General features: G+C 47.0%; 3 protein-coding genes. All 3 read left to right on the forward strand.

Annotation, left to right across the window (positions count from 1 at the left end; translation table 11 throughout):
* The first annotated feature begins 479 nt into the window (after positions 1 to 479).
* From Q5Y71_RS17720 to Q5Y71_RS16780, 3 genes are read left to right on the forward strand one after another with little or no spacing between them, the layout of a single operon-like run.
* Positions 480 to 800 (forward strand): LPD38 domain-containing protein, encoded by a 321-nt coding sequence (locus tag Q5Y71_RS17720; protein WP_371877094.1) that lies wholly within the window; start codon positions 480 to 482, stop codon positions 798 to 800.
* Complete coding sequence (locus Q5Y71_RS16775; RefSeq protein ID WP_306043223.1) at positions 737 to 1000, forward strand: hypothetical protein; 264 nt, start codon at positions 737 to 739, stop codon at positions 998 to 1000. Before Q5Y71_RS17720 ends, Q5Y71_RS16775 begins: the two co-directional genes overlap by 64 nt.
* The gene (locus tag Q5Y71_RS16780) at positions 993 to 1136 is read left to right on the forward strand and encodes a hypothetical protein (RefSeq protein ID WP_306043224.1); all 144 of its coding nucleotides are present in this window, start codon (positions 993 to 995) and stop codon (positions 1134 to 1136) included. The genes Q5Y71_RS16775 and Q5Y71_RS16780 overlap by 8 nt, the downstream gene beginning before the upstream one ends.
* Positions 1137 to 1342 lie beyond the last annotated feature (206 nt).

Genomic DNA, 1342 nt, shown 5'->3' on the forward strand with positions numbered 1-1342 from the left:
TGACTTTTTGTTTGGCTCACTCATCGCCCATCTAATAGCTAGCGTGTCGCCGAAAGTAAAATTTTGAGAATTCATACCAATGAAAACAACATCGTTGTTAATATTTCTATTAATTGTCCTACCTAGCACATGTTTCGCAGAGTTCTATTACTCTGGAAAAATAAGCCAAATACACGCTGGCCCTCAATATCAAGATAGGGTATTGGTTAAAATTGCCGGGGTGCCATCAGGCGAAGTAGCATGCTCTACTAACGCTAGTTTCACCTTTGCATTCAGTGGTACGGGAGATGGTAGCATTTATTTCAGCTTGCTACTGAGCGCACTAGCTGCTCAACAAACCGTCACCCTTAGAAGTAGTGACGATTGTACTATTCATAGCAATATTGCCGATCTAAGAAATATTTCAATCGGATCCTAGAATCAGCAACCACCTGCGAAGCGGGTGGTATGATGAATGCCCCCAACGGCTGCTGGAAACCCTGGCATTCAGCCCTTGGCCGCAGGTGGTTAACCCCATTCGAGAGCTACAAGCCAACCGCAATTTCCACTTCGACAAGCCCATTGAATCACTGGGAGATCAGCGCAAGCTCCCCAAAGACCGCTACAACAGCTTTACCAGCGATACCATGGTGTCTTTGGCCCAAGTGGTAGGCTGGTCTCCAAAGCAGATGGAGCACTTTTGGGTGGGCTATACGGGGACCATGGGGCCTATATTTTATCGACTTCAGACATGCTGGTGTCCCTGGCGCAGGGCAAGCCCAATCAGGGGGAGTTTCTGGCCACGGACATTCCTGTACTGAAGAGCTTTTACCGTGGCACCAAGCCGCCTCACAGCACCCAATATGTCAACGATCTCTATGAACGTCTGAAAAAGGTGAATCAACTGGCGGCGAGTTTGAAGGATTTGGGGGGGGCGAGAAAGAGCAGAGTTCGTTACCGAGCACCGCAACAAGCTGGCCCAGCGCCGTCCACTAAATCAAGCCAGCCGCCGTTTGAGTGAATTGCGCAAGCGGCGCGAGCGTATTATGGCTGAGGACATTCCACCCAAAGCCAAGCAGCTAAAACTGGATGTGATTCAGAAGGGGATCGATGCGGCGGCTGTCAAAGCCTCGCAAAAGTCTGGGGCAGATTTTTAACAGATTAACAATAACCAACTTGGCGATACTGATAAAGGCAAAGTAATTAATCCGGCAATGTAATATTTCTCTATAATTTGCGGTAAATTTCTTTGTTTATCCGCGTATTTTGCGCAATATAGAGTTGCCGAATTAATAATTGACAAACAATTGAATCATCGAACCATTTTGTCACCAAAAGATAAATTGGGTTTGCGTCTAACACC

Origin of the sequence: Microbulbifer sp. 2205BS26-8, assembly GCF_030731025.1 — a bacterium.
Taxonomy (GTDB): Bacteria; Pseudomonadota; Gammaproteobacteria; order Pseudomonadales; family Cellvibrionaceae; genus Microbulbifer; species Microbulbifer spongiae.